The organism is Lysinibacillus sp. HST-98 (assembly GCF_016757845.1).
GTDB classification, from domain to species: Bacteria; Bacillota; Bacilli; order Bacillales_A; family Planococcaceae; genus Lysinibacillus; species Lysinibacillus capsici.
Window position 1 is genome coordinate 99,911 of sequence record NZ_JAENHX010000010.1, and the last position, 23,770, is coordinate 123,680.

At 35.1% G+C, this 23,770-nt stretch carries 26 protein-coding genes and 1 tRNA gene; 20 read left to right on the top strand and 7 right to left on the bottom strand.

Annotation, left to right across the window (positions count from 1 at the left end):
• Window positions 1–79 precede the first annotated feature (79 nt).
• The 7 genes from JIN86_RS19520 to JIN86_RS19550 all read left to right on the top strand — a co-directional run bounded on the left by JIN86_RS19520 (window position 80) and on the right by JIN86_RS19550 (window position 6,808).
• A complete protein-coding gene (locus JIN86_RS19520; RefSeq protein WP_202342655.1) occupies window positions 80–1,603 on the top strand; it encodes a tetratricopeptide repeat protein in 1,524 nt (507 codons plus the stop codon).
• Between the two features lie 160 nt (window positions 1,604–1,763).
• Window positions 1,764–2,708 carry a thioredoxin-disulfide reductase gene (gene trxB, locus JIN86_RS19525; protein WP_004228004.1) on the top strand — a complete coding sequence of 315 codons (945 nt, stop codon included), beginning with the start codon at window positions 1,764–1,766 and terminating at the stop codon, window positions 2,706–2,708.
• Window positions 2,709–3,054: 346 nt separating this feature from the next.
• Window positions 3,055–3,522: an NUDIX hydrolase gene (locus JIN86_RS19530; protein ID WP_004228007.1), complete on the top strand. Its 468-nt coding sequence runs from the start codon at window positions 3,055–3,057 to the stop codon at window positions 3,520–3,522.
• A 9-nt stretch (window positions 3,523–3,531) separates the two neighbouring features.
• Window positions 3,532–4,425, top strand: a complete 894-nt coding sequence (gene rapZ, locus JIN86_RS19535; protein WP_036219406.1) for an RNase adapter RapZ — start codon at window positions 3,532–3,534, stop codon at window positions 4,423–4,425.
• A gap of 4 nt (window positions 4,426–4,429) precedes the next feature.
• A complete protein-coding gene (locus JIN86_RS19540) occupies window positions 4,430–5,425 on the top strand; it encodes a gluconeogenesis factor YvcK family protein (RefSeq protein ID WP_202342656.1) in 996 nt (331 codons plus the stop codon).
• 65 nt (window positions 5,426–5,490) lie between these two features.
• The gene (gene whiA / locus JIN86_RS19545) at window positions 5,491–6,438 is read left to right on the top strand and encodes a DNA-binding protein WhiA (protein WP_004228019.1); all 948 of its coding nucleotides are present in this window, start codon (window positions 5,491–5,493) and stop codon (window positions 6,436–6,438) included.
• Between the two features lie 112 nt (window positions 6,439–6,550).
• Window positions 6,551–6,808: an HPr family phosphocarrier protein gene (locus tag JIN86_RS19550; protein ID WP_004228023.1), complete on the top strand. Its 258-nt coding sequence runs from the start codon at window positions 6,551–6,553 to the stop codon at window positions 6,806–6,808.
• A gap of 52 nt (window positions 6,809–6,860) precedes the next feature.
• Here JIN86_RS19550 and clpP read toward each other — a convergent pair whose 3' ends face one another.
• Window positions 6,861–7,451: an ATP-dependent Clp endopeptidase proteolytic subunit ClpP gene (gene clpP, locus JIN86_RS19555; RefSeq protein ID WP_004228025.1), complete on the bottom strand. Its 591-nt coding sequence runs from the start codon at window positions 7,449–7,451 to the stop codon at window positions 6,861–6,863.
• A 308-nt stretch (window positions 7,452–7,759) separates the two neighbouring features.
• Here clpP and JIN86_RS19560 point away from each other — a divergent pair.
• Window positions 7,760–7,834 (top strand) — tRNA-Arg (locus JIN86_RS19560).
• Between the two features lie 154 nt (window positions 7,835–7,988).
• On the opposite strand, the gene JIN86_RS19565 is transcribed toward JIN86_RS19560, so the two are convergent.
• Window positions 7,989–8,501, bottom strand: a complete 513-nt coding sequence (locus tag JIN86_RS19565; RefSeq protein WP_202342657.1) for a site-specific integrase — start codon at window positions 8,499–8,501, stop codon at window positions 7,989–7,991.
• 12 nt (window positions 8,502–8,513) lie between these two features.
• Between JIN86_RS19565 and JIN86_RS24010 the strand changes: the two genes are divergently transcribed.
• On the top strand, window positions 8,514–8,642 hold the full coding sequence (locus tag JIN86_RS24010; protein WP_370568728.1) for an S-layer homology domain-containing protein: 129 nt from the start codon (window positions 8,514–8,516) through the stop codon (window positions 8,640–8,642).
• Between the two features lie 105 nt (window positions 8,643–8,747).
• Here the strand turns inward: JIN86_RS24010 and JIN86_RS19570 are convergent, their stop codons facing one another.
• Entirely contained in the window at window positions 8,748–9,392 is a 645-nt protein-coding gene (locus tag JIN86_RS19570) for a hypothetical protein (RefSeq protein ID WP_004228028.1), read from the bottom strand.
• A gap of 16 nt (window positions 9,393–9,408) precedes the next feature.
• On the bottom strand, window positions 9,409–9,960 hold the full coding sequence (locus tag JIN86_RS19575; RefSeq protein WP_004228029.1) for a hypothetical protein: 552 nt from the start codon (window positions 9,958–9,960) through the stop codon (window positions 9,409–9,411).
• A 918-nt stretch (window positions 9,961–10,878) separates the two neighbouring features.
• Here JIN86_RS19575 and JIN86_RS19585 point away from each other — a divergent pair.
• The 4 genes from JIN86_RS19585 (at window position 10,879) to JIN86_RS19600 (ending at window position 12,826) form a co-directional block, all read left to right on the top strand.
• Window positions 10,879–11,235, top strand: coding sequence for a YhjD family protein (locus tag JIN86_RS19585; RefSeq protein WP_202342658.1), 357 nt, complete (start codon window positions 10,879–10,881; stop codon window positions 11,233–11,235).
• A 154-nt stretch (window positions 11,236–11,389) separates the two neighbouring features.
• Window positions 11,390–11,974 (top strand): hypothetical protein, encoded by a 585-nt coding sequence (locus JIN86_RS19590; protein WP_202342659.1) that lies wholly within the window; start codon window positions 11,390–11,392, stop codon window positions 11,972–11,974.
• Window positions 11,975–12,006: 32 nt separating this feature from the next.
• Window positions 12,007–12,393: a hypothetical protein gene (locus JIN86_RS19595; protein ID WP_202342660.1), complete on the top strand. Its 387-nt coding sequence runs from the start codon at window positions 12,007–12,009 to the stop codon at window positions 12,391–12,393.
• A gap of 4 nt (window positions 12,394–12,397) precedes the next feature.
• Window positions 12,398–12,826 (top strand): protein-export chaperone SecB, encoded by a 429-nt coding sequence (locus tag JIN86_RS19600; RefSeq protein WP_202342661.1) that lies wholly within the window; start codon window positions 12,398–12,400, stop codon window positions 12,824–12,826.
• Window positions 12,827–13,207: 381 nt separating this feature from the next.
• Here the strand turns inward: JIN86_RS19600 and JIN86_RS19605 are convergent, their stop codons facing one another.
• Complete coding sequence (locus JIN86_RS19605) at window positions 13,208–13,528, bottom strand: hypothetical protein (RefSeq protein ID WP_004228032.1); 321 nt, start codon at window positions 13,526–13,528, stop codon at window positions 13,208–13,210.
• A gap of 875 nt (window positions 13,529–14,403) precedes the next feature.
• Here JIN86_RS19605 and JIN86_RS19610 point away from each other — a divergent pair.
• From JIN86_RS19610 to JIN86_RS19620, 3 genes are all read left to right on the top strand, one after another.
• Window positions 14,404–15,201 (top strand): basic amino acid ABC transporter substrate-binding protein, encoded by a 798-nt coding sequence (locus JIN86_RS19610; protein ID WP_004228033.1) that lies wholly within the window; start codon window positions 14,404–14,406, stop codon window positions 15,199–15,201.
• Between the two features lie 85 nt (window positions 15,202–15,286).
• Complete coding sequence (locus JIN86_RS19615; RefSeq protein ID WP_004228035.1) at window positions 15,287–15,997, top strand: amino acid ABC transporter permease; 711 nt, start codon at window positions 15,287–15,289, stop codon at window positions 15,995–15,997.
• A complete protein-coding gene (locus tag JIN86_RS19620) occupies window positions 15,994–16,716 on the top strand; it encodes an amino acid ABC transporter ATP-binding protein (RefSeq protein ID WP_004228036.1) in 723 nt (240 codons plus the stop codon). Before JIN86_RS19615 ends, JIN86_RS19620 begins: the two co-directional genes overlap by 4 nt.
• Before the next feature lie 87 nt (window positions 16,717–16,803).
• On the opposite strand, the gene JIN86_RS19625 is transcribed toward JIN86_RS19620, so the two are convergent.
• On the bottom strand, window positions 16,804–17,418 hold the full coding sequence (locus tag JIN86_RS19625; RefSeq protein WP_004228038.1) for a spore coat protein: 615 nt from the start codon (window positions 17,416–17,418) through the stop codon (window positions 16,804–16,806).
• Between the two features lie 133 nt (window positions 17,419–17,551).
• On the opposite strand from JIN86_RS19625, the gene JIN86_RS19630 reads away from it, so the two are divergent.
• The 3 genes from JIN86_RS19630 to JIN86_RS19640 all read left to right on the top strand — a co-directional run bounded on the left by JIN86_RS19630 (window position 17,552) and on the right by JIN86_RS19640 (window position 21,304).
• Window positions 17,552–18,133: a LemA family protein gene (locus JIN86_RS19630; RefSeq protein ID WP_004228041.1), complete on the top strand. Its 582-nt coding sequence runs from the start codon at window positions 17,552–17,554 to the stop codon at window positions 18,131–18,133.
• Window positions 18,133–18,882 (top strand): TPM domain-containing protein, encoded by a 750-nt coding sequence (locus JIN86_RS19635; protein ID WP_004228043.1) that lies wholly within the window; start codon window positions 18,133–18,135, stop codon window positions 18,880–18,882. Before JIN86_RS19630 ends, JIN86_RS19635 begins: the two co-directional genes overlap by 1 nt.
• A 148-nt stretch (window positions 18,883–19,030) precedes the next feature.
• Window positions 19,031–21,304, top strand: coding sequence for a S9 family peptidase (locus tag JIN86_RS19640; protein ID WP_202342662.1), 2,274 nt, complete (start codon window positions 19,031–19,033; stop codon window positions 21,302–21,304).
• A 54-nt stretch (window positions 21,305–21,358) separates the two neighbouring features.
• Here JIN86_RS19640 and JIN86_RS19645 read toward each other — a convergent pair whose 3' ends face one another.
• Window positions 21,359–22,729 (bottom strand): aminotransferase-like domain-containing protein, encoded by a 1,371-nt coding sequence (locus tag JIN86_RS19645; protein WP_202342663.1) that lies wholly within the window; start codon window positions 22,727–22,729, stop codon window positions 21,359–21,361.
• 122 nt (window positions 22,730–22,851) lie between these two features.
• Here JIN86_RS19645 and JIN86_RS19650 point away from each other — a divergent pair, with 122 nt between their 5' ends.
• Entirely contained in the window at window positions 22,852–23,769 is a 918-nt protein-coding gene (locus tag JIN86_RS19650; RefSeq protein ID WP_202342664.1) for a DMT family transporter, read from the top strand.
• Window position 23,770: the final 1 nt, after the last annotated feature.

A 23,770-nucleotide genomic window follows, 5' to 3' on the forward strand; every position in this document is an offset into this window, starting at 1 on the left:
TGATTGTGTGGTATAATAGGAGTTACTGTGTAAAGGAACGTAGAATACGTTCCTTATTTCTTGTTTCGGAGGAAATATATTGGAAAAGAAACGTCAAAATGAGACTCAATCAAATATAGTGTCGTTCATTCCAACAGGCGACTATTATTATAAGAAATCAATTCAAGCAATGAACAGTGGACAAATGAATAAAGCCTATAAATATTTACAGCGTGCGGTAGATTTAAGTCCCGACGATCCAATGATTATCTTGCAGTTAGCCATAGTAGAGTTAGAAGGTCAACGTTTTGAGGAAGCGTATGATCTACTTCGTCGCGCCTATCAAATTGATCCAGATAATCCAGAAATCATATTTTACATGGCAGAAGTATCGGGGTGTGTGGGCATCATGCATGATGCTAAACGCTTTGCAGAAGAATATTTAAAGCTAGAACCTGAGGGTGATTATGCGGATGAAGCAGCAGAAATATTAGAGTTTGTCGCTTTTGAGCAAGATGATTTTGAAGAGCTTGAAGGCTCTGGTGAGGATTTATATCGTCAGGAGCAAGCTCGTCGTTGTATGGAAAAGGGAGATTTTCCTGAAGCTATTACTATTTTAGAAGATTTAATTGAAGATCGACCAGCATTTTGGTCAGCCTATAATAATCTAGCACTCGCTTATTTTTATGTTGGAGAAGAAGAGCAAGCAAAGGCTCTCTTGCATACAGTGCTACGTGAAAATAAGGGCAATCTACATGCATTATGCAATTTAACGGTGATTGCGTATTATGAAAAAAACGAAGAGGATTTACAAGAACTGCTAAATGTTCTTATTAAAATTCAACCCTATACTTGGGAGCATCGTTATAAACTTGGTGCTACCTTAGCCTTAATCGGCCAATATGAATTAGCCTATAAATGGTTGCGCAGTATGCAAAAGAGAGGCTATGTAGGAGATGCAGGATTTTACTTTTGGCTGTCACATGCTGCTTATTTCTCAGGACATGAGGAGATTTCGAAAAGTGCATGGGATCAGCTACTAGAGCTAGACCCAGACAAAGAGGGCTTCGAACCTTGGCGCCAACATGAAAATGAATATGGACTTGATGCATTGGAGCATGATCGTGATTTTATTGTTGAAAAATTAGAGAGCACTTATACAAGTGAGCGCATTTTTGGTTTATTTTTACTGAAAGGTACAGCGCATAAGCAAGAAATTATCGCCCATCCGAAATGGATTAATATTGAACAATTAGGCTCTTTTGAAAAATTGTTTTTGGCTTATGCACTTGGACATGAATTTGATAAGAAAAATAAAGTAGAAGCAAGCTTTTTACGATCAGTACAGGTTTCAGAAATTTTATTAGAACAGTATGGAAAGCTATCATCATTAATTGTACCGATGTTTCAAATGTGGTTTGTGCTATGTGAACAAGCGTTAATAGAAAATTATCGTTTTACAAATCCAACAGCAATTGCAGGAGCAAATGATTATTTATTCAGATCTTCGCAAATGCTTAAAGTGACAAAAAAGGAAATTGCGCAGCAATATGGAGTATCTGTATCTACTTTATCGAAGTATATTGACGAAATCTTAACGTTTTTGCCAAACAGTCATGATTAATGTGAGCAACATAGTTGAATAACTTTATACTTTCACATACGATGAACATACTAACGCTATCACCAGTTTTTCCTTAGCGTCATTGATCTTCTTCTATAGATGACGTTGCGTGAATTGGTTGAATGAAGATAAAAAGTATTCTGTTTAGGGGGAAGTATTTATGTCGGAAGAAAAAATTTATGATGTAGTAATTATTGGTGCAGGTCCTGCTGGGATGACTGCTGCTGTCTATACATCTCGTGCAAATTTGTCAACTTTAATGATTGAACGTGGCATTCCTGGTGGACAAATGGCAAACACAGAAGAAGTAGAAAACTACCCAGGTTTTGAGACAATTTTAGGACCAGAGCTTTCTACAAAAATGTTTGAGCATGCGAAAAAATTTGGTGCTGAATATGCCTATGGTGATGTCACAGAAATCATCGATGGAGAAGAATATAAAACAATTAAATCAGGTGCAAAAGAATATAAAACACGTGCCATTATTATTACCACTGGTGCAGAGTATAAAAAAATGGGTGTGCCTGGTGAAAAAGAACTTGGTGGCCGTGGTGTCAGCTATTGTGCAGTATGTGATGGTGCATTCTTTAAACAAAAAAATCTAGTTGTCGTAGGTGGCGGAGATTCAGCTGTTGAAGAGGGTGTTTATTTAACTCGCTTTGCTGATAAAGTGACAATTGTCCACCGTCGCGATAAATTACGTGCACAAAAAATTCTACAAGATCGTGCCTTTGCCAATGAAAAAATTGATTTCATTTGGAATGCAACTGTAAAAGAAATCAATGAAGCGAATGGTAAAGTTGGCAGTGTAACACTACAATCAACTGTTGATGGTACAGAATCTGAATTTGCTACAGATGGTGTCTTCGTCTATATAGGTATGCTACCTTTAACTAAACCATTCGAGTCATTAGGTATTTTAAATGAGGCTGGCTATGTTTTGACAAATGAAACGATGGAAACAAAAATCCCAGGTATCTTTGCAGCTGGAGATGTTCGTGAAAAATCACTTCGTCAAATTGTAACAGCAACTGGTGACGGTAGTATTGCCGCACAAGCTGTTCAACATTATGTAGAAGAGCTATTAGAGAAAATTAATGCCTAATATGGCTATTTTAAGGAAAAAAATACAATTTTAATGTGGTTTTAATATTGCTGTAACTTGAATGACATATAAAAGGTGTATGATTAAAAATGTAATTAGCAATCCCCCTTTTATTTTGTTTAGTAGGTTGTTTCCGCCTCCAATAGGTGGGAGCAACCTACTTTTTTTTGTAAAAAATCAAATAATAATATCACGAAATACGTAAATTTTGCCCAAGATGAAGTGGTTATCTTTAAATAGAACTAAATTGTTAATTGTCTGCGTACAAGAGTTGTAAATGAGGACAAAACTTACAAGGTCTTGTTATAATGAAGAGTAGAATGCAAAAGTGATTAGAGGTGTGCCTATGCAAAGAATTGCAAATTTAATTGCCGTAAAAGACGGTAAAGTATTATTACTTCAGAAACCAAGACGAGGCTGGTATGTAGCTCCAGGAGGGAAAATGGAGAGTGGCGAGTCCATCTTTGAGGCTGCTATTCGAGAGTTTCAAGAAGAGACAAACGTCATACCTTTACATGTTCATTTAAAGGGTGTTTATACAATGATCATTAAAGAAAACAATGACGTAGTGGATGAATGGATGCTCTATACATTTGTTGCAAAGGATATAGATGGAGTACCATTTGAAGAAACAAGAGAAGGCAAACTTGCATGGCACCCAGTAGAGGATTTAGCACACTTGCCAATGGCTGAAGGAGATCGAACTAATTTACAATTTGCTGTTTCGCAATCTGGCATTCAGTATGGCACGTTTGACTATACAACAAATTTTGAACTACTTCATCAGAAAATACAAATTTCAAAAGAACAATAAAGGAGTTGCATGACAGTGGTGGTTGAAGGCCAACAAAGTACACATGAATTGGTTATTATTACAGGAATGTCTGGGGCTGGGAAAACAGTAGCTATTCAAAGCTTTGAGGATTTAGGGTATTACTGTATTGATAATTTACCACCTGCGTTACTTACAACTTTTTTAACCTTATTAAGAGATTCTGGTAAAAACAGTACCCGAATTGCAGCAGTAATGGATATGCGCGGAGGCGACTTTTTTGATGCTTTAATTGGCGCATTAGACCATATACTAAAAGAAGGCGATATTGTTGCTCGTATTTTATTTTTAGATGCAGATGATGCCACATTAGTCAGACGTTATAAAGAAACAAGACGTGCACATCCATTAGCAGTGAATGGTTTACCTCTAGATGGAATTAAACAGGAACGAGTACTTTTATCTGAAGTAAAGGGTCGTGCCAATTTTGTTTATAACACATCTAACATGAAACCAAAGCAATTACGTGAAAAAATCGTCAATGAATTTGCAAGTGAGGCAGATACTATTTTTACCGTTAACATTATGTCCTTTGGCTTTAAACATGGTATGCCGATTGATGCGGACTTAGTGTTTGATGTTCGTTTTCTTAAAAACCCGTATTATGTGGAGGAGCTACGTCCAAAAACGGGTCTTCAAACAGAGGTATCTTCTTATGTGTTAGCGTTGGAAGATACGCAAATCCTTATACAAAAACTGACGGATTTATTAGACTTTATGATTCCTCTCTATCGACAAGAAGGTAAATCACAGCTTGTTATTGCTTTTGGTTGTACTGGGGGCCAGCATCGCTCCGTGACATTAGCAGAATTTTTTGGTGCATATTTTGCGGGCAAGGAAAATACGGTTATTACGCATCGTGATATTACTCGTAGAAAGGAATGAGTGAATGGGGAAAAAGCAAACAAAGCTTGTAGTAATTGGTGGTGGCACAGGGCTCTCCACGTTACTTCGCGGGCTGAAGCATCACCCATTTGATATTACTGCTATTGTAACAGTAGCAGATGATGGTGGATCTTCAGGTCGTTTACGTGATGATTACGATATCCCACCGCCTGGTGATGTACGCAATGTGATTGCAGCATTATCAGATATTGAGCCCCTTGTAGAGCAAATGTTTCAATACCGTTTTTCGGCATCTGAAGATTTACGAGGTCACTCCTTAGGGAATTTAATGCTTACAGCCCTTACTGATATTACAGGTGATTTCAATCATGCTATCAGTGAGATGGGAAAGGTTTTAAAAGTTCATGGTCGAGTTATTCCAGCTGCAAATAAAAAAATCACCCTATATGCTGTGCTTGAGGACGGTTCAATTATCGAGGGAGAATCAAAAATCCCGACAGCGACAAAACGCATTAATCGCGTTTTTTTAGTACCTGAAAATGTGCAACCGTTACCAGAAGCTATTCGTGCAATACTTCGTGCAGACTATATTTTAATAGGACCAGGAAGCTTATATACAAGTATTATTCCCAATTTGCTTGTTAAGGAAATAGGTGAAGCAGTTGTTAAGGCTAAAGGAAGAAAAATATATGTTTGTAATTTAATGACACAAAAGGGTGAAACCATTTCTTATACAGCAGGCGATCATGTAACAGCCATACATAGGCATGTTGGTCATGATTTTATCGATTCCATTTTAGTAAATGATGAAGAACTCCCTAACCCTGTAAAAGAACTGTATAAAGAAGAAAGAGCGGAACCAGTAACATTTGATGTGGCAAAGCTTGAAAGTATGGGATTAGAAGTTATCAAACGAGACATTGCTACAATTCGACCAGATGGAACGGTTCGACATAATGCTACAAATGTTGCAGAATGGCTGGTAGATTATGCTGATATTTACCATCAAAAAGTAAGAGGACCAATAATAGAAACATAATGGCTTTATTGTATATGATAAGATGAACATATACATAGAAATCATGATTGAAAGGGGGGCGTGATATGTCTTTTGCTTCTGAAACAAAAAAAGAATTGACACAAATAGAAGCGGACAATCATTGTATGAAAGCAGAAGTTTCTGCCCTAATTCGTATGAATGGTTCATTATCCTTTGCAAATAAACAACTAAGCTTAGACGTGCAAACCGAAAACGCTGCAATTGCCAGAAGACTATATACGATTATGAAAAAATTGTATCCGTACAATGTGGAATTACTTGTTCGTAAGAAAATGCGATTGAAAAAAAATAATGTGTATATATGCCGTGTAAGAGAAGGTGCACGTGAGCTATTAATTGATTTAGAAATCATCTCAGACGACTTTCAATTTAACCATACTATCTCAAGAAAGCTCATTCAAAAGAGTGGCCAAAAAAGAGCTTATTTAAGAGGAGCCTTTTTAGCAGGAGGTTCCGTCAATAATCCAGAAACATCGGCTTATCATTTAGAGGTTTATTCTTTATATAAAGAACACGGTGAGGCATTAATGGATTTAATGAATGAATTTGAACTTAATGCCAAAACAATTGAACGTAAAAAGGGCTTTGTGACTTACTTAAAGGAAGCGGAAAAAATTTCAGATTTCCTTAATATTGTTGGAGCGCATCAGGCTATGATGAAATTTGAAGATGTTCGGATTTTGCGAGATATGCGTAATAGTGTCAACCGTATTGTGAACTGTGAAACTGCCAATTTAAATAAAACCATTGGAGCAGCATTACGGCAGGTTGAGAATATTCGATTTATTGAAAATTCAATTGGTCTTGATCAACTACCAGAGAAGCTTCGTGAAATAGCACGTCTCCGTGTTGAATACCAAGATGTGACATTAAAAGAGCTTGGTGAAATGGTATCTAGTGGAACGGTTAGTAAATCAGGTGTTAACCATCGATTGAGAAAAATTGATGAGATTGCGGATGCATTAAGGCGTGGTGAAAAAATAGGTGGTTAAGTTATCATACTTTTCAGGTATGAATGTCATGCTAATCGCTTATTGTTCTTTTGCCAGTAAGTAAGGTAAGATAAAACTAACAGACGAACGGTAGTGAAGGGGAGTTTTGAGAATGATTGAGAGAAGAGTCCAGGTTAAATTAAAATTAGGACTACAAGCTAGACAAGCAGCACTATTTGTGCAGGAAGCAAATCGTTTTAGTGCTGATATCTTTCTAGAAAAAGATGAGAAAAAAGTAAATGCCAAATCCATTATGGGTGTTATGAGCTTAGCAGTTGCTAAAGGTACCGAAGTGACTTTAAGCAGTGAAGGTAACGATGCTGAGCAAGCGGTTACAGCATTAGCAACAATTATTGAAAATGAAGATTAACACTCATTAAACAAAAGGCATCACAGAGCAATTCTGTGATGCCTTCTATTTTTTATTTATTATCGCTACGGTGCATGATATGATCGATTAAACCGTATTCTTTTGCACGTTCAGCAGTCATGAAGTTATCGCGATCTGTGTCTCTTGCAATGACTTCAAGTGGTTGACCAGTGCGTTCAGATAAAATGCCATTTAATTTCTCACGTAAGAATAGAATACGTTTAGCAGCAATTTCAATTTCTGTCGCTTGACCTTGTGCACCACCTAATGGTTGGTGAATCATGACTTCAGCATTTGGTAAGGCAAAACGTTTACCAGGTTCTCCAGCTGCAAGTAGGAAAGCACCCATTGATGCAGCCATACCAATACAAATTGTTTGGACCTGTGGTTTAATGATTTGCATTGTGTCATAGATAGCCATACCAGCCGTAATGGATCCACCAGGTGAGTTAATATAAAGAGAGATATCTTTATCTGGATCTTCTGCCTGTAGGAAAAGAAGCTGAGCGACAATAGAGTTAGCAACATTGTCATCAATAGCACTTCCTAAAAGGATAATACGGTCTTTAAGTAGACGTGAATAAATGTCATATGCACGCTCACCACGACTAGTTTGTTCAATAACTGTAGGAATTAAATTCATGTTAAATCCTCCTTAAAAAGCTAAATTCGAATACCTTTGCTGAAAATTTTCCTTTGTATTTCAGCTGTATCCTTATCATACACATTATAGTCAGGGAAGGTCAAATATTAACCCTGCTAAAGTGAAATTAAAAAAATAAAAAGTTTTTGCATTCTATGGTTGAATTATATAGGATAGGCTTGTATAATGATTAAGGTTATAAGGTTTAAAGTACAGGTCACTATTTTGCAGGTATGCTTCAAAAATGAGGGTTATCTACATCATGCTTTTCGTAAGCCTAGAGTGAGTACTTTTTTTTTGTGTCTTTTGCCCTCGTGGTGTAATGGATAACACGTAAGATTCCGGTTCTTGCACTGGGGGTTCGATTCCCTCCGAGGGCGCCATTTTACAATTAAGAAAACCTTATTATATTTCGTAAAAGCCTCACAAACGTTCTTGTACCAACGTTTGTGAGGTTTTTTTACTTTTTAAAGATTGCGTGAGAAGTCGTTAAAAAACGATAGAAAAATGAACTACACTACACAAATACTACACATGCTACTCATCTTTTTTATCTAACATTTTCTTATAAATACTTAATGCTTTTTGTTCTTCACGTGTTCTAAGTTCTCTTAACACGTGAGCATAAGTGTGCATTGTTGTGAAAATGGTTTCATGACCAAGACGTTCAGAAACATATTGAGTATCTACGCCTTCATATAAAAGTACACTCGCATGAGTGTGTCGAAGTCCATGACATGTAATTTCTTGAATTTCAAGCACATTCAATATACTCTTTAATCGTTTATTAGCATCTTCATTTGTTACAGATTTAATATTCCCACCTACATAGAAAAATAAACCATATTCGTTATCTTTTAATTGTTTAGCATATTCCTCTAATAAGCGCATGACAATATCTTCTACTACAATGATTCTTTCAGATGATGTGTTTTTTAAATCCGTATACCCTTTCCCCTCTCGATAATCCCAAGCTTGAAAAATACTAATTGTATTTTCTTTAAAGTTAAAAGCAGGCTTTGTTAGGCCAACTAATTCACCAAAACACATAATTGGATACCAATGACCCTTTGCCTCTACTTAGAGGGCATTATCAAAGGAGATGGCAAAAGCATGAATCCTAAAGGTGTTCTAACAAGAGAGCAAATGGCAACAGTTCTCAAACGTTACCATAATAAGTATATGAATTAACGTTTTGCTCATATTTGTAAACAGAATGAGAAAAAAATAGAAAGGAATCGAGAGTGAACTTCTCGATTCCTTATGTCTACAAGTCTGAAACAAGAGTAACGATTGCTACTCTTGTTTTTCAGTAAGTTGAATATTTGTAACATTTTTATTTTCATCCACCCATAAATAAACATCTTTAAATTTATGTGTAAAATATCTAATAGCAAATAAATCTTTCAAAGAATCATTCAAAACCCAACCATAAACGGGTAACATGAAAAATGATTGATTAGTAGGTGGGGACAAATAGGTTAACAAACCATCAAACTCATGATTATCATATTTCTCAATTTTCGATGCTTCTAATTTATAGGTTTTACGTGGTGTCCACTCATTAAGAGAATTTTCAGTTTCTAAATAAAAAAGGTTTTCTATAATTGGATTCTTATTATTATTTAGAATGTAGGTTATGGAATCTCTTTTCGGATTTTTTAACATTATTTCAACAGGATTATTATTTTCTGTTACCAATTTCACATCTTCGAAATGTGTTACCACGTTTCCTAATAACTCATCAGGAATACTTGATTCTTTTATAAAAATAGAAGTAAGTGAATCAGGCGAGGTTGCTGCTAATGAAATATAGAATTCTGTTAAAATTGAATATTTCCTTTGGATTTTTTCAAGATGTTCTATGTTCGTAATTCTAAATTCGTTAAGCCCATTATCAACTGTTGATAAGTCTACGTCACATTCTTTTAGCCAATCCATATTTTGAACTCCAATTCTATTTGATTTCAAAAACAGCTGGATCACTTACAACGGCACTATATACTCCATTTTTTGCAGTTGTAAAATTCCCTCCAAGGTACGCCTTATAATGGCCCTTCGGTAGTCTGAAACTTGCTTCATTACGAATAGTAGATGTAGCGATGTTTACAGGATATTTAAATGAAAAAGTAGTATAATCTTTGTATCCTCCATTTAACCAACCTTCATCTCTTTTAAGTGTCACAACTACGTTACTATAAGTGATAACATCTCCACCTACTTGGATTGTCCAAGGACAGAAAGCATCACTACCCATTACATAACAACTTATTGTTCCTCTAGCAAAATCTAAACCAAATGTCTGAATCTCATCTGATTGTTCGGACTGTTCAGGAGCAAATGTAGTTGAACCAATGTTTGATTGTATTGCTTCCTCATTTCCTTCGTAATTTTCAATTGATATTGGGTTGCTACTAATAAAATCATTGTTTTCGTTTGCAAATGATTTAGAAGGTGCAATCACAACTGTCAAAATTAGTAGTAAAGCTAGTGCAAAAATTTTCTTCATACTCTGATCCTCCATTTTAGTTAAAATTTAGAAATTATGAAATTTTCAACTACTATTCTAGCATATGTTTTCGAATAATGCTGAATTTTCGGACAACAAATTTCGACACATATCCTTAAGTGTAGAAAACTTGTTTAGAAATTATCATTACGGAACTAATAACAATGCCCAGGTACTCATTTATTTTTGAGCCTGGGCTTATTTCTTTAGTTGAAACTTATAGCTAAAATTATATCTATTAATATAGGGATAATGCTTAAAAAAGTTAAAAGGCCTTTTTTTATTAAAGGTCCTTTTTTACTACCATCCGAGGGAGTTAAGTAATTATTAACCTGAACAGTAATTGTTATTCGCTCTTTTCTGTGGAGAGTTTTTTTTGTCATTATTTAATATCAACCTTTCTAAAATTAAATTAGGCGTGTGCCTAAATATAATTTTAAAGAAGATTTACTATGTAAAAAAAATACAAGAAAATAGCGTGTGGAAATAGATTTATTAATTTTTCTATAATATAACTTAAAAACAGTTATCAAAAGGTAAATTTTTAATTAAGTAAACTTTATAAATAGGTCTTTAGATACGTTTCTTGTGAAACAAAATTTATTATTTCAAATATATACTAATGTTTTACTTGTTAAATATCGAACAAATGTTCTATAATTAACCTAAAGTATCTTATATATAAAGGAGCGTGGAATGGTGAAAGAACAACTGATTAAAGTAATGCTGCGTAACCAATTATTGAATATGATGTACATGGCCAAAGATGGCACAAGTGTCAAAAAGGCGTATCAAGATTATTGAAATTGTTGGCAATTCGTTTCAAGCGCATTGTTTCACAAGACATGGAAAACCGTACATTTTTGATTGATAGCGTCCTTGCAATTGTTCAAGTCATTCACAAGGAGCTCCCATTGTATGATTAAATTCAAACAAAGACGACTACTTCATAAATATGTGGTTTATGATATGGCTGTTCAATCATTACAGCGAGACTATAAGGTGATCGAAAACCTTAAATTGAGCAAAGTGCACCTGCCAATCCTTGACAAGTTGTTGGACGATATTTCGCAAGACTGTTACAACGCCAAGAGGCTTTTGGCCAAAGATAAAATAAGAGTAGTGCGGTGGATAAAAACAAATGAATACTTTAGTGATATGATTGTTGCTACAGCTGGCAACAATCAAGTGTTTACGTACGCAAACATGGCATTGAAAACACAAGTAGAAAAATTATTATTAAGTCACCTAAAAAAAGACCAAGAGCTCAATTGAGTACCTGGTTTATTTATATATGTGTGTATATTGTGTGCACAATGTACCCACAATGTATGTACAATTTGTAATTAAACTGATAAAATATGGATAATAAGGGTTATTTAAAACCTCTTTTAAAAAAATAAGTATTTTTATACAGGGTGTTAAAACAATGCATAATTATCTAATCAGTTATAATTGTTACCATGGTACTACTTCAAAAAATTCAAACATCATTATAACCAATAAAGAATTCACATATGAATATAGAGAAGATCATTGGCTTGGAAATGGCGTTTATTTTTTTATAGAAGATGAAATGAAAGGCAAATGGTGGGCGAGAAATGCAGTAAAGAAAGAAAAAAGGTTAACTAATGAGACGCATGAACCTGTTGTGATATATATTATGGTTAATGTTGAAAGAAGAAACCTTTTAAATTTAAATACTGAAGAAGGACAAAAGATTCTGAAAGAATTCAATAAGTTTCTAAAAGACAACAAAAAGGGTATAGTAATTGAGAAAAGAGCTGGAGAAACCGAAGTTTCAAAAAAACGAAGAGCTTTATGTACACTTTTAGATTTACTATCTACAAGTTTGGATTTTAAAGCTTCTTGTTATTTATTTGGAGGTAGTAATATACCTAATCTGTTTAGATTAGAAGGAGATTATGGACTATCAAATAATAATGGGAATCAATTATGTGTATATGATTCAAGTATTTTGGATTTTAATACTTATGAAGAGATTACTGTTTAGTAATTATTAAATAGAATTGCGAGGTGTCATATATGTTTGATATTAATAAAATTATGGCTGCTGCAGAAAATTTAGGGATTAATATTCAATCAAATGTTGATGTTCCAGGTATTCATTTTTCAGATGGAGATGGAAGTCATGATATTATCTCCTTTGATGAAATGAATACATTTATTGATGAATTTTTTGTAAATAATGCCGAAATTAAATTATATTCTAATTTATCAAATGACAACTTTAAATTAAATATCAATATTTCTAGAAAAAATAGTACAAAACAAACTCCGAACATTGATGGAATTAATTTAAATATAATAGGTGAAAATAGTAAAGCAAAGCTAAAAAATAAAGAAATAATTACCATTAAAGATAATGGATCCTATACTAGTTTTACTTGGGATCCTAACAAGGCGGCGTAATAAAATGGCAGGAATAGAATTCGAAGATTATATAGTTAGTGAAGCTTCTTTTAAAAAGAATTCAAATTTTGAACATAGTAAAGATGTATCGTTAGATACTGATATAATTTGTAATATTAATATTGAGAGAGAAAAAACTGCGGATGTAATATTAACTTGTAAAATAGGAGATTTAAAAGGTGTTAATTCCCCTTTTCAAGTAGATGTTACTATAATAGGGAATTTTAAATATAATAAAGACGCAAGTGATGGAATAGCTTTTGAAAATTTACTTTCTCCAAATGCAATTGCTATCCTATACCCTTATTTAAGAACAACTATCTCTACTTTAACTTCATTATCAAATGATTTTCCAACATTAAATATGCCTGTAATAAATATTGCAAAAATGATGGAAGATCATAACCTTATAGAAATAAAACACTTTGAGTAATATATGTAATACAAAGAGGCAGGGACAAAAAGAAAAAATGTTAGACCGATACAATTGGTCTAACATTTTTTTGATATTAAGGTTATTTAACTTCGTGAAGTGAGGTTTAGGACTGGCTGATCCCAACACCTACTAGGAACTGAAAATCCAGTCACAATACTTCGATAAGCGCCCAATTAGTGAAGAACGTAAACGGATGCTTTAAAAAAAATATCATGTTCAATAATTAATGGTTGGTAAATTAAAAAATATTGATTTATTTAATTTCTTTAAGCGCTTTATTCATCTGTTCTTCATTCGATTTTACAGATTCGCTATCTACAGTATCAGCACCACGATATGTGTATTTCATATTTTGGAGATAATCAAATGCAAAATCTTTCATAGGACCGTCGCTATTTTTTTCAACATATACGACTTAAAAATGTTTGTTAACATTCTTTCATGATTTTCAATTTCACTTAAATAGTTTCCTGATTTATAGTCGTTTATTATGTCATTTGAAAATTCTTTAATTTCATCATTAGTAGCATCATATTCCATTAGTATATTTTCAAGTGCATAGAATTTATCTGAAACAGAATAAGAGTTTGTTGCTAACGATATGATTCTATCAGTCCAGGATAACTCAACTGAATTTTCTGTAGTTGTAGATTTAGGTTCGTCTGTAGTATCAACTACTTCAGAAGTAGACACTTTCATCTTCTTTCTCCACAAGCTGTTAATAAAAATAAAGACAACATACCTAAAAATAAATATTTTTTCATATTTTTCTATTTCTATTTTAATAGTTATATATTAATGTACATATAAACAATTATAATTAAGGTTATTAGGGAAGTTAAAAACAAAATAAGTCACTCATATAGAACGAGTGACTATCAATGAAATCTACCTATATAAAAAATTTATTTTAAATATACAAGTTATCTATTGATAAAGAGAGTGAATCCTAGTAGAGTAAGAAAGGTAAAATTAAGTGCAAATAAATCATCGATATACTTGCGCAACACAAATGCTACACAATTGCCATATCGAACGTTGATATTATGCACTTTTACTATGCCCTCCGAGGGCGCCATTTTACTGATTAATTGATATACTGTTATAGCTCATCTCCTAATAAGTAGTTTAGCAGCCTGCTTACTGGAGATCGAGAGGAAGAATAAAGGGAATACTGTCCTGTTTGCATTATTCCCCTATTTATTCCTTTCAAACCTTCAAAAAAGCAACAACTCCAAATTATTTTTTAGTGAACATACTGTACGTGAGACTAGAAATAGTCGAAAAAAAGAATCCTATCTGAGGGGATTCTTTTTTTTGCCTAAATTTATCGAAATTTGGCATGGTTCTCATTGTATATATATTAGTTTTAGGTTAATTTTCTTGTTATTTATACATATTTTTTCAAATTATATGAATTTAATATAAATTTATATGAAAAAATATTTAATTTTATGCGAAAAGTTGTTGTCTAAATACTATAATGTTAATATAATTGACCTAATAGTCTAACATTTCCGAATTGCGAAAAATAATACGTAATTCGGAAAATTATCGAACTAGGGGGAAATACAATGAAAAAAACAGGTTGGATGTTACTGATGATAATTGCAGCATTAACATTAGCACTTGCAGGATGTGGTACAAAAGATGATGCATCTTCAGGTAGCTCTTCTTCAGAAGATGGTGGAGATGGCAAAAAAGTTTATAAAGTAGGTACTGAGGCTACTTTTGCACCATTTGAATCTGTTGACGATTCAGGGAAAATTGTAGGGATTGATGTCGATATTTTACAAGCTATTGCAGATGAGATGGACTTTGAGGTTGAGTGGAATAATATTGGATGGGAGCCAGTGTTCCAAACAATTAAAAACGGTGAAACAGATATCGGTGCTTCTGGAATCACAATTACGGAAGAGCGTAAAGAATCATTTGATTTTACAGAACCGTATTATGAGTCTCAGTTATTAATTGTTGTGAAAGAAGATTCAAAAATTAAATCTCTTGATGAATTAAAAGATAAAAAAGTATCTGTACAAATCAATGCTACTGGTCATATGGCGGCGAAAAAGCTACAAGGGGAAGCAAGTACAAATATTATGGCTTTTGAAAGTCAGCCAATCGCTATTCAAGAAATGTTAAATGGGAATGTTGACGCAGCTATCGGAGATAACGCAGTAGTTTATGAATATATCAAAGCTCACCCAGATCAAAAACTAAAAGTAATTGAAGATGATGCATTCGAAAAAGAATACTATGGCTTCATGGTTCAAAAAGGAAATAAAGAATTGCTAGATAAATTAAACGAAGGTCTTAAAAAAATTAAAGAAAATGGGAAATTAAAAGAAATTACAGGCATTGATTTTCAATAAAAATGAATGAAATGATGCTATTAACATAGTAACTGTGCTACGGCTCATTTATCAATTGTAATTAAAAGGGGAATGGGGTTTTCGGATGGACATCTTTGACTTACGCTGGGACATTGTCTGGAACTACCGAGATATGTTTATACGAGGTATTGGCGTAACACTTATTTTAACACTTAGTGGTTATTTTGGCGGTATTCTATTAGGGCTATTTTTAGGCCTTGGAAAATTATCGAGTAAGAAATGGATTTATTGGCCATCTAAACTATATATCGATTTATTCCGTGGAACACCGATGCTTGTACAAATCTTGTTAATTCACTTAGCAGTTATTCCAACAATTTTTGGTCATTCTTTAGGTTATATGGTATCAGGGATTACAGCGCTTATTTTAAACTGTGCTGCTTATAATGCGGAAATTTTCCGTGCAGGGATTCAAAGTATTGCAAAAGGGCAAATGGAGGCTGCTCGCTCTCTTGGATTAACGCATAACCAAGCGATGCGTAAGGTCATTTTGCCTCAAGCTTTTAGACGTATGATTCCGCCATTGGGAAATGAATTTATTGCATTATTAAAAGATTCTTCACTCGTAACTGTAATTGCAGCACCAGATATTTTATACGCTAGTAAGGTCGTAGCTGGTGCAAGCTTCCGCTTCTGGGAACCGTATATCGTTGCAGCATTATTATATTTAGTGTTGACATATGGTGTAACGAAGATTGTAGCATTTATCGAGAAACGATTTAGCAATAGTTATGTCCCTCGTAAAGCTAAGGTAGAAGGGCGGGAAGCAAGATGATAAAAATTGATAACCTACACAAATACTTTGGCAAGCTTGAAGTATTAAAAGGAATCGATTATGAAATTCAAGAAAAACAAGTTGTCTGTGTTATTGGGCCATCTGGTTCAGGAAAAAGTACATTTCTCCGTTGTATCAATATGTTAGAAGAAGTAACGGATGGTGCTATTTATATTGAAAATGTAAAAATTAATGATCCAAAAACGAATATCAATGAAATTCGTGCTGAAGTGGGTATGGTGTTCCAACAATTTAACTTATTCCCGCATATGACTGTTATCGATAATGTCACGATGGCACCTATGCAAATTCGTAAAATGAGTCGTACAGACGCAGAAGCTCTAGGACATGAGCTATTAAACAAGGTTGGGCTCGACAGCAAAGCCTATAATTATCCTGAGCAGCTTTCTGGTGGTCAGCAACAGCGTGTGGCGATTGCTCGTGCCTTAGCAATGAAGCCAAAAGCTATTTTATTTGACGAACCAACTTCAGCCCTTGACCCTGAAATGGTAAAAGAGGTGCTCGATGTTATGAAAAATCTAGCAGCTGAAGGGATGACAATGGTTGTTGTGACACATGAAATGGGCTTTGCTCGTGAAGTAGGCGATCGAGTAGTCTTCATGGATGGGGGCTATATTGTAGAAGAAGGGTCTCCAGAGGAACTATTCGGTAATCCACAAAGCGACCGTACGAAAGCGTTTTTAGGAAAAGTATTATAAAGCAGAAAAAGCGAACGACATGCTCGTTCGCTTTTTTGTGCTAAAAACAGCAGAGCATGGTGAATATTCACCATGTTCTGTTCTTATTTAATGAAGGGGATTAGATGTTGTGTCGAATGCATTCAGCATCGTTTGCATATCCTGTTGAGAATACTGAGGCACCTGATAATAGCCGTGTTTGTTTTGATAAATGGATAATTCGTATCCCATTTCAATGCAGTTAGGAATACTATCTGCAACAACGCGACGAACTACAGGGTTTGTTGTCTCCAACGCAGCAGTTGTCATACATTTTGCTGCTCCTTTTTGAGCACCGAGTAAAAATCCAGAGATAGCTTCATCATTAATTTCATTAGCGTTTTGCATTGGCTTTTTTGGTTGACCAGGGTTTAGGCCATATTTGAAATCATTTCCTGTTTCCATCTGGTAGCGTCCTGTTGGAACAGATGGATCGTGTCCTGTTTTAAAGGACTCAACGATCGTATTGTACATACCAAGAGTGAAATTATATTGGCGATCCAAGATGTTGAGTAATTCAGGATCTTTTACATGGGGACGCAAAATAATCGCTTGGTTCATACCTGCAATAATTTCGCCAATTGTTTCATGCATGTCCATCATTTCATGTCCACCATGATTTAGGCTATGTTGTTGATTTAAATTTGTTTGGTTTGATGATTCATTGTAAAACGATTGTGACAAAAAAAACGCCTCCTCAATAATTTTTTGTTGCAGTATTTAGTATGGCGCGTCAATTCGATTTCATACGGTATAAATGTAAAGGTAAAAATGTAGACTAAAGATAGAAGGAAAAGCAAGTCAAGGAGGCTTAAAATTGAAAAAGTTACTTGGACCAATTGGAATAATTGTCATCATTCTTGTTGTAATCGCCTTATTATTTATACCTAAATATAATAGCCTGGTGACAGCTGAGGAAAATGTTGATTCTAAATGGGCACAAGTTGAAAATCAGCTCCAACGTCGCTATGATTTGATTCCCAATCTAGTGGAATCTGTGAAAGGCTATGCGAATCATGAGCAAGAGGTGATAGCAAATATTACGGAGGCACGTGCACAAATGGGAAATGCAAGCTCACCAGAGGAGCAAGCTGTTGCCAATGATGCTTTAACTGGCGCTCTTAGTCGTTTACTAGTAGTTGTAGAAAATTACCCAAACTTAAAGGCAGATGCAAACTTCCGCCAGTTAATGGATGAGCTAGCAGGTACCGAAAATCGTCTGGCTGTAGCACGTGAGGATTACAATAATGAGGTGCAGCAATTTAATAAACAGGTTAAACGTTTCCCAGGGAATTTAATGGCAGGGATGTTTGGCTTTGAACAAAAACAATACTTTAAAGCCGCAGCAGGAGCTGACAAAGCACCATCTATCGATTTTAGTCAATCGGGTACACATTAATGAAACGTTGCATTATACAGATGATCATCGTTTGTTCGGTGCTTCTTTTTTTCTCGAATCTAGCAGAAGCAACGATGCCATCACCGATGAAAAATACGTATATACATGACTTTGCCAATGTAATTTCTGTCAATGTCAACGAAGAGCTAAATCATTATTCCGAGCAGTTGGATCAAGGCACTGGTGCTGAAATCATGGTAGTCACAGTTGATAGTCTTCATGGACAAGAGCCGAAAATGTATGCGACAAAATTGATTCGTTCATGGGGCATTGGTGACAAGGAAAAAAATAACGGTGTCTTGATTTTAGCTACCTTTGGTCAAGGGGAAGGAAATAACGACGTTGTAATTGCCGTGGGCCAGGGATTAGAGGGAGTATTACCAGATGGTAAATTAGGACGCATTTTAGATAATGCATTTTATCCCTCAGCAAGTACTGGTAATTTAGATCAAGCTTTTCAAGCAACCTATTCTGAAGTTTTTCGCGCTGTTGCCCAAGAGTATAATTGGAGCGGTGATTTGCCAGCGCAATCAAAAGAAGAGGATGACATACCCACTTGGTTATTTATCCTAATCATTATCGTTGTTATTATTATCTATTCATTCTTTTCGAAAGGTGGCGGAGGTCCTCGCTCTGGAGGCTATGGCGGTTATCCAGGTAGTTTTGGTGGTGGACATTCGAGTAGAGGGGGCTTTGGCGGATTTGGTGGCGGATCTTCTGCTGGTGGGGGAGCAAGCAGGAAATTTTAATAGAGGTAATGGCGAACTATTCTATTTAGTTCGCTTTCATTTTGGCTGAATAAAAAAACTCTCAATTATTGACAAAAATGCTAGAATTGTTATAATTTAAATATATCGACAATCGATATAACGTAAACTGATATAGGGAGGAATCATTTTGAAAAAAAGATTTTTATCTGCATCGTTAGCGATTATTTTAACAACCTCTGTGGTTATTCCTGCAACCATGCAAGATGTTCGTGCTGCCAATGAAACAAATAGCAGTGTAATAGCACAAGAAGAACGTGTATCAGCGCAGGAATTTTTGAATTTAGCTGTAACAACTTTAACATTCCAGCACGGATCAGATTCAATGCGTCAACAAATTATTGATAAATGGGTAAAGGCTGGAGAATTCACAGATTTAAGTTTGACTATTAAACGTGATGAAGTGGCTCGTATTTTAGTTAGAGCGTTAAATAAAGAAGAAAAAGAGACTTCACTTGCTGAGTATTTAGAGAAGGCCAATAAGATTGGTTTATTTAATGGTTTATCATTAAATACAGAAGCAATTTCAAAACAAGATGCAGTAAAAATTTTAAACAATGCAAAACAAATAAAAAATGGTTCTAATCATGAAGGTGTAAAGGAAATTTCAGTTGAAGACTTCATGAAAAATCCTGGAAATTTCGGTTATGAACTTTCGCCAGATGGCAATTACATTACTTTTTCTTCTGCTTGGGAGAACAGATCCAATGTTTTCGTGAAAAAGATGAATGATGATAGTGAGCCTGTTCGTGTTTCGAATTCAAAAGATCGGGACGTTGCAGGATTTTTCTGGAAGGATAATAATTTACTATACGTAAAGGATAAAGGTGGAGATGAAAACTTCCATATTTATTCTACAACATTTAATGGCTCTGAGGAAAAAGATCTAACACCATATCCAAACGTCACAGTTGGGATATTAAGTGGCCTACAAGGTGTTAAAGATGAAATACTTATCATGATGAATAAGGAAGATGCAACAGTTTTTGACGTCTACAAGCTGAATGTAAAGACTGGTGAAACAACTCATGTTGCAAAAAATCCAGGTAATATTACAAGCTGGCTAGCAGATCGCAATGGAAATGTGCGAATTGCCATAGCCTCAGATGGTGTGGAAGGAACGATTCTTTATCGAGATTCTGAAAAGGATGAATTCAAGCCATTTATTGAAATGGAAGCTGGAGATGAAGTAATGCCACTAGCATTCTCAAAAGACAATCAATACATTTATGCTACATCAAACAAAGGTAGAGACAAAGTAGAAGTTGTGAAATACGACTTAAAAGGTAATGAAGAAGTAATTATGTCTAATGATCAGGTAGATGTTTCGGGTGTCTTATATAGCGCCGAACACGATAAATTGCTATATGGTGCATATATAACAGATAAAACACATTACCAATTCTTTGACGAGAACTTTGAAAAGCTTTTCCGTAAAATTCAAAGCAAGCTGAATGTGCATGAAAGTGAGCTTGGTATCAATGATTACAATAAAGAAATGACAAAATTTATTGTGAGTGTTTCAAGTGATACTGTCTATGGAAAATATTATTATTACGATTCTACGACAGATGAATTAACCGAGTTGGCCACTTTAAGCCCTTGGTTAAATCCGAATGAACTTGCAGAAATGCATCCAATTTCATATAAGAGTCGAGATGGTTTAACAATCAATGGCTATTTAACTTTACCGAAAAATAAAGAAGCGAAAGATCTCCCTCTTATTGTCAATCCTCATGGTGGGCCGTGGGCACGTGATATGTGGGGCTTCAATCCAGAAGTACAATTATTAGCTAATCGTGGCTATGCAGTGCTACAGGTGAATTTCCGTTCGTCAACTGGATATGGTAAAGAGTTCCTTCAAGCTGGTAATAAGCAATGGGGTCTGAAGATTCAAGATGACATCACTGATGGTGTCCAATGGGCAATTGACCAAGGCATTGCAGACCCTGATCGCATCGGTATTTATGGAGCATCCTTTGGTGGTTATGCAACATTAGCGGGTATTACGTATACACCTGATTTATATGCTGCTGCAGTTGATTATGTAGGGGTATCTAACATATTTACATTATTAAATACCATCCCTCCTTACTGGGAAACTATGCGTAACATGTTTTATGAGCGCGTAGGCCATCCAGAGAAAGACAAAGAATTGTTAACTGCTGTTTCACCTGTTTTCCATGCAGATAAAATCAAAACACCATTATTTGTCGCTCAAGGAGCAAATGACCCGCGTGTGAACAAAGCAGAATCCGATCAAATTGTGGAAGCCTTACGCGCTAGAGGTGTGGATGTAGAGTACATGCTAAAAGATAATGAAGGACATGGCTTTGCAAATGAAGAAAATAGAATTGAATTCTATAATGCCATGGTAAAATTCTTCGATAGTCATTTAAAATAACTTAAAACGAAAGGCATTGATGTGTAGCTTACTCACAATCAATGCCTTTTTTAATTACAATAGGTGAATGGGCTTTGGATAGCGCGTTTTACGTTCAAATGATGAAATGCACAGTGCTAGTTCCTCAATACCAGTATAAATGAATGGTTCATCAACCTGAGAAATACTTAAACGAATAAGATTATCCTTTTTAAATTCTGATAGAAACATTCTAGCAGCGTCATCCATCAATATATTTTTTTCCTTTAATAAATGAACTATCTGCCTAGCACTTACATTATCAGGAAGAACAATGGAAAGATAAAAGCCTGATACTGGTTTCGTATAGTTAGTAGGGGGAGGAAGTAATGATTCACAAGCCTCCTGTAAAATGCTCATTTTTCTTACATAAAGCTCTTTAATCTTTTTAATATGACTATTAAACATACCGCTTTTTAAATAAATGTCTAAGGCACCCTGCGAGAGAACAGAGCTATTGAAATCAGCACTAAATTTATATCGTAGGAAATGATTTGTCATTAAAGTGGGAAGGACGACTGTTGCTACTCTTAAACCTGGAAGAAATACCTTTGAAAAGCTTTTAATATAAATAACCCTGCCAGAGGGATTAAAAGAAAACAACGGATCCGCTTTTGTGTCAGGATCTAAATCTCCTAAAAAATCATCCTCCACAATATAAACATCATATTTTTCTGCTAATTCCACAATCTTTCTTTTTTCGTCATTTGTATAGCTATGACCAAGAGGATTATGGAATCTCGGCACAGTATAAAAAAACTTAATGTCATTATTGCGAAAAATATAGTCAAGACGATCTAAATCAATGCCCTTCATTGTTAAATCAATCCCAAAAGTTTTAACTTTTTGCAGATGGGCAGATTCTATAAAACCAAAATAGGTAGGCTGTTCTATTAATATATTATTTTTACCATTCGGAAATGGCATCGTCGCTAGCAAATGTAATGCTTGCTGTGAGCCCGAGACAACAAATAATCGATCAGGTTCAGTAAAGACCTGTAAGTTCTGCAGATACTTAGCCAATTGTACACGTAGTGAGTAAAGCCCTTGCTGATCACTATAACTAAATAATTCTTCTTTATATGTGTCAATAGCTTGATTGATGCAATGCTGAAATTCAATATAGGGCATAATGCTTTTGTCTGGACCAGCAGATAAAAAATCAATAACTTGTTGGTGTGTACTCGGTTGCTCTATATTATTCACAACATAGTAGCCACTTTTGGGTTTGGAAAAAATAAGATGCTCCTTTTCTAACTCATTATACGCTCTTATCACTGTATTTTTACTGCAGGAAAATTGCTCAGATAGTTGTCGTACGGAAGGTAGTTTACTGCCTGCAATGAGCACACCGTTAGCAAGCTGCTCTTTAATGTCCTCTATAACCTCTAAATATTTTGCAATCATCATCTTTCCTCCTTTATCTGTACCAGGACAGTTGGTAGAAAATTCTGTTTATTTTTTAGGTAGCACCACTTACTATGGATTATACCAGGGACAGATGGAGAGGAAAATGAAAGGATGAGAACATGCAGGAAAAAAGAAAAGAAAAAATAGGTTTGCTGTTAGGGTTTGTGGGCGTAATTTGCTTTAGTCTAACGTTACCCGCAACAAGTACAGCTGTACCATATTTTGGGGCGACAATTGTAGGATTGGGGAGAGCTGTCATTGCGGCGTTCATCGTAGCCATTGTTTTACTTGTAAGAAAAGAAAGACTACCTACTGCTAGACAATTTAAAAGCTTGATAATAGTATCCTTTGGGGCTGTATTAGGGTTTCCTTTACTTACATCTTGGGCAATGACAAGGTTACCAGTTTCTCACGGAGCGGTAGAATTAGCACTTTTACCTTTAGCGACTGCGGGCTTTGCTTTATTCAGAGCAGGTGAACGTCCCTCATTTAAGTTTTGGTTATCGAGTGTTATTGGGGCTTTAGCCGTTATTATTTATGCTAGCTTTTTAGGCTTAGGCCAATTACATATGGCAGATCTAGCATTATTAGCAGCAGTTGTAATATTAGGTCTTAGCTATGCAGAAGGAGGACAGTTAGCGAAGGAATTAGGGAGCTGGCAGGTGATTGCTTGGGCTATTTTGATGGCGGCTCCTTTTTTTATTGTCCCTGTCATTTCCCATTTTTCCTTGGAAATGCTACATGCCCCTCTTACAGCGTGGGTTAGCCTGTTATATTTAGCTGTTGTCAGTCAGTTTCTAGCATATGTCGCTTGGTATGGTGGAATGGCTTTAGGAGGTATTGCAAGAGTTAGTCAGATCCAATATTTACAGCCATTTTTAATGATTCTTTTTGCTACGCTATTTTTAAATGAATCCATCTCTTGGTTTACAATTGTCGTGGCAATGATTGTCGTGATTTCCGTCATTGTTGGCAAAAAAACAACCATTACAAATAAGGAAGATAAGACAGCACAAATAAACATCATTAAAGAATAGC